The following is a 4,873-nucleotide window of genomic DNA, read 5'->3' as shown; positions in this document are numbered from 1 at the left end:
GCCCCCGCCGGCGTGCCGTCCCCGGCCCGCGCGCACGAGCAGAAGCCCGCCGGCCGGGCGCGGCGACCCGGTCAGCCGGCCGCCCGCGCCGACGCGCCCGCGCCCGAGCTGGCGCGTGCGCTGGCCGATGCGCTCGCGCAGCCGCCGGCGCCGCGCGCGGCGGTCGCCGCCGAGCGCGCCACGGCCGCCGAGAGCTTCCGCCTCCTGCGGCTGCTGCTGAGCCGCGGCCGCGTCACGCCGCGCGAGGGCGACGACCTCGCCGAGCTGCCGCTGCGCCCGTCGGCGTATGCCGATGCGGAGGTCTCCGCATGAGCGCGACGACGACTCAGACCGCGCGCGCCGTGGGCGGCGTCCGCGCTGGCGGCACCGCGGGTGGCGCCGCCGATGCTGGCGGTTCCGCGCGCGGCGCGGCGCTCCCGCCGGCGCGGCTGCGCGCCGTCGCGGGGGAGCAGCTCGGCGTCGCCGCCGGGCAGCTCGCCGCCGGCGCCGGCAACCTCGCCTTCTCGCTGGTCGCCGCGCGCCTGCTGGCACCGGGCGCGTTCGCGCAGCTCGCGGCCTTCCTCGCGCTCTACCTGCTGCTGCACATGCCGCTCGCCAGCCTCAGCGCCGGCGGCGCGCTGGCGCCGGCCGCCGTGCCCCCGCTGCGGCGCCGTCTGTGGCGGATCGGCGCTGCCGCCGGTCTCGCGCTGGCCGCGCTCGCCTGGCCGCTCAGCCTGCTGCTGTCGTTGCCGCTCCCGCTGCTGCTGGCGCTTGCCGTCGCCGCGCCGGCGGCCGGCCCGATCGCGCTCGAACGCGGCCGCCTCTACGGCCTGCGCCGCGCGCGCGGCGTCGTCGCCAGCCTGCTCGCCGAGCCCGGCGTGCGGCTGACGCTCGGCGTCCTGCTCGCGATCCCCTGCGGCGCGATCGGCGGTGCCTTCGCGGTCGCTGCCGCCGGCTGGGTCGGCCTCGGCGTCGCCTGGTGGGCCGGGCGTGGCGCCGCGCCCCAAGCCGCGCATGAGATCGCGCCGGGCACCGCGCGTGAGGTCACGCGGGGCACCGCGCGTGAGGTCACGCGGGGCACCGCGCGTGAGGTCGCGCGGGGCACCGCGCGTGAGGTCACGCGGGGCACCGCGCGCGAGGTCGTGCCGGGCACCGCGCGCGCGGCTGCGCCGAGCCACGCGCCTGAGGCGAACGCCGCCCGCCGCGCTTGGCCGGCCGTCACCGCCTTCCTGCTGCTCGCGCTCGTGCAGAGTCAGGACGTGCTGTTCGCGCAGGCGCTGCTGCCCGACGGCGAGGCCGGGCGGTTCGCCGTCGTCTCGACGCTCGGCGGGATCGCCGCCTTCGCGACCACGACCGTGCCGCTGATGCTGCTGCCGCGCGCCGCGGGCGGCGACCGCCGGGCGCTGCCGGTCGCGCTCGTCGTCGCGGCGCTGCTCGGCGGCGGCGCGACGACGATCGCCGCGCTCGCTCCCGCCGACCTGCTGCGCGACGCCTTCGGCGCCGATTACGGTCCTGTCGCACCGCTCGTCGGCCCCTACGTCGGCGCGATGGCGCTGCTCGGGATCGCGCGCGTGCTCGTCGCCGACGCCTGCGCGCGCGGCCGCGGTCGCGCGCTGCTGTGGCCGATCGGCGCCGCCGTCGCGCTGCAGGCGACGCTGCTGGCGGCGACGGCCGACGATGCCGCCGGGATCGCCCGCGCGACGGTCGTCAGCGCCGCCGCGCTGACCGCCGTGCTCGCCGCGTGGACGCTCGCCGCCCTCCGCGGTGGAGACGGCGCGACCGTCATCCGCTTCCCGGCACCCGACCTCGCCGGCGGCACGCGCGCGGCGGCGCAGCGGCTCGCGGGGCTCGCGCGCGATCCTGTCTTCCTCGCGGTCGTGCTCGCGACCGTCGCCGCCGCCGCGCTGCGGCTGCTGGCGCTGCGCGGCATCTGGCTCGACGAGGCGACCTCGATCCAGCAGGCGCAGCTGCCGTTCGGCGAGATGCTCGACCGCCTGCGCGCGACCGACGTCCACCCGCCGCTGCATCACATCTCGATGTGGCTGACCGTGCGGGCGTTCGGGACCGGTGAGCTGGCCGTCCGCGTCCCCTCGCTGATCGCCGGCACCGCGCTCGTGCCGCTCCTCTACGCGACCGCGCGCGATCTCTGGGACCGCCGCGCCGGCGTCGCCGCCGCGGTGCTCGGCACCGTCGCGCCGTTCGTCGTCTGGTACTCGGCCGAGGCGCGCATGTACGCCTTCTTCATGCTGTTCGCGCTGCTGGCGGTGTGGGCGCAGGTGCGCATCACCGAGCACGGCGGCCGCACGCGCGACTGGGCGCTCTACGCCGTCGCGACCGTGCTGCTGCTGTACGACCAGTACTTCGCGATCCTCGTCGTCGGCGTCCAGCAGGCCGCCTTCGCGCTGACCGGCTGGTCGCGCCTCGGCGCGGCCCGCCGGGCGCGCGCCGACGAGCGTGACGCCGAGGCGAAGATCGCCGCCCGCAACGCCTTTCTGCGCGGCTGGCTGATCAGCGGCGCGGTGATCGCGCTCGCGCTGCTGCCGCTGCTCGACTTCGCGCACGCGCAGTTCAGCGCCAACGAGGCGGCCGGGCGCGGCTTCGACTCGCCGGCGCAGGCCGGCGCCGGCGTCGCGCAGGGCGGCACCGCCCAGCAGCCGTCGGTCTACGGCGCGATCACGAACCTCGTGTGGGCGCTGTGGGGCTACCACTCCGACAGCCTGATGGCCAACCTGACCGCCCTCTGGCCGGCCGGGATGCTGCTGGCGCTGCTGCTGCTCGGCCGCGGCCGCTCGCGCGGCACGGCGCTTGTCGCGGCGGTCGCGATCCTGCCGGCGGCGGCGCTGTTCGCCGTCGGCGAGCTGAAGCCGGCGCTGTTCGAGGTCCGCTACTTCATCGCCGCCGTGCCGATGCTGCTGCTGCTGGTCGCACGCGCGCTGACGAGCTGGGCCGCGAGCCGGCTGGCGACCGGGCTGCTGGTCGCCGCCTTCGCCGCGACGCTCGCCGGCGGGCTGCTCGACCAGCAGGTCAACGGCGCCAACCCGCGCCTCTACGACTTCCGCGGCGCGCTCGAGGCGGTCGAGCGCCGCGCCGGACCGCACGACGTCCTGATCTACAACCCCGACTACCTGACCGACGTGATCTCCTACTACGCGCCCGGCGTCAACGCGCAGCCGATGGGGAGGGACCTGCCGAAGCGCAGAGACGCGACGCTGTTCGTGCTCGGCAGCTTCCTCGACAAGCCGGCCTTCGCGGCGTCGACCGGCGGGCTCGTCGAGAAGCTCAGAGAGACGCGCACGCTCGTGCGCACGTGGAGACTGGCGCAGGTGCGGGTCTGGGAGTTCCGCCGATGACGCAGACGACCGATCCCCGCCTGAACCCGCCCTCGTGGAGCGCGGCGCCGCCGACCCGGCGTCACCGCCTGCGCGTGCGCTTCCTGATCGGCCTCGCCGCGCCGCTGACGCTGTTCTACTTCGCCTGGCTGCTGACGCCCGAGCGCGTCGGCAACCCGGCGCTGTACGCGCTGCTGGTCGCCGCCGAGCTGTTCAACGTCGTGCAGGCCGCCGGCTTCTGGTGGACCTGCTCGCGCGAGCGCGTCCGCGAGCCGCGCGCCTGGAGCGGCGTGCGCGAACCGGACGTCGACGTGCTGGTGCCGGTCTACGGCGAACCGGTCGAGGTCGTCGAGCCGACGATCGCGGCCGCCGTCGCGCTGCCCGGCGCGCGCGTCACCGTCCACCTGCTCGACGACGGCGGCGACGACGCGATGCGGGCGCTCGCCGAACGTCACGGCGCCGGCTATCTGCGGCGCCCGCGCGACACGGGCGCGAAGGCCGGCAACGTCAACGACGCGCTCGCGCTGACGCAGGCGCCGTTCGTCGTGATCCTCGACTGCGACCACGTCCCGCGGCGCGACTTCCTGACCGCGACGCTCGGCCACTTCGAGGACCGCCGGCTCGCCTTCGTGCAGACGCCGCAGCACTACGCCAACGCCGGCCGCGGCGGCGTCGCGGCCGCCGCGTGGAGCCAGCAGGCGCTGTTCTTCGGCGCGATCGCGCGCGGCAAGGACGGCCACGACGCGATGTTCTGTTGCGGCACCAACGTCGTCTTCCGCCGCGCCGCGCTGGAGCAGGCCGGCGGCTTCCCGGAGTCGTCGCTGACGGAGGACTTCGAGCTGTCGGTGAAGCTGCACGAGCAGGGCTGGAGATCGGCCTACCTGCCGCGCGTGCTCGCCGACGGGCTCGGGCCCGAGGACATGGCCGCCTACGTCGGCCAGCAGCATCGCTGGGCGCGCGGCTGCCTCTCGTCGATCCGCACCGTGCTGCGCGCGCAGATGCCGTGGCGGCTGAAGACGCACTACCTGCTGTCCTCGATGTTCTTCCTCTCCGGTTGGACGCTGCTGGTGTACATGGCCTTCCCGGTGATCCGGATCGCGACCGGCGCGCAGCCGCTCGCAGGCGCGACGGCCGACCAGTTCCTGCTCCACTTCGCGCCCTACTTCGGACTCGCGCTGTGGATGGTCGCGTTGGCCGGCGGCGGCTCCTATCGCTTCGCTGCGTACGCGTTGCAGGCGGCCAGCGCGTGGATCCACGTGCACGCGTCGCTGCTCGTGCTCGCCGGCCGCAGAGGCCGCTTCGTCGTGACGCCGAAGCAGGGCGCCGCCGGCCGTCAGCCGCGCGCGGTCGCGGTGCCGCTGGCGGTGATGGCGGTGCTCGTCGGCATCGCGCTCTACGGCCTCGCGCGCGACCAGGGGCCGGCGACGCTCAACAACGTCGCGTTCGCGGCGCTGCACGTCTGCGTGCTGGCGAGCGGCGTGTGGCCGGCGCTGCGCGGCAGCGAGGCGGTCGCGGCGGCGGCCGCGGCGCGCGCCGACGCCTCGCGGACGGCCGAGCGCGAGCGG

2 protein-coding genes and 1 pseudogene are annotated in these 4,873 nt (G+C 76.6%); all 3 read left to right on the top strand.

The genetic code is table 11. The features are described 5' to 3' along the window. Positions 1-312: pseudogene (locus R7226_RS30940) on the top strand (hypothetical protein); the annotation flags it as partial. After that, positions 309-3,329, top strand: a complete 3,021-nt coding sequence (locus R7226_RS30935; RefSeq protein ID WP_318601399.1) for a glycosyltransferase family 39 protein — start codon at positions 309-311, stop codon at positions 3,327-3,329. The pseudogene R7226_RS30940 and the gene R7226_RS30935, both read left to right, overlap by 4 nt. Continuing rightward, on the top strand, positions 3,326-4,873 hold a 1,548-nt coding region (locus R7226_RS30930), incomplete at its 3' end, for a glycosyltransferase family 2 protein (protein ID WP_318601398.1). The genes R7226_RS30935 and R7226_RS30930, both read left to right, overlap by 4 nt.

The organism is Conexibacter stalactiti (assembly GCF_033542075.1).
In the GTDB taxonomy this organism is placed as follows: domain Bacteria; phylum Actinomycetota; class Thermoleophilia; order Solirubrobacterales; family Solirubrobacteraceae; genus Conexibacter; species Conexibacter stalactiti.
Note: the sequence above shows the minus strand (reverse complement) of the source record. Positions and strands in the feature narration are given on the sequence as shown.

What these genes read in the sequence shown, in the direction of transcription:
- R7226_RS30935 (WP_318601399.1), top strand. Translation starts at nt 309, where the DNA reads ATGAGCGCGACGACGACTCAGACCGCGCGCGCCGTGGGCGGCGTCCGC.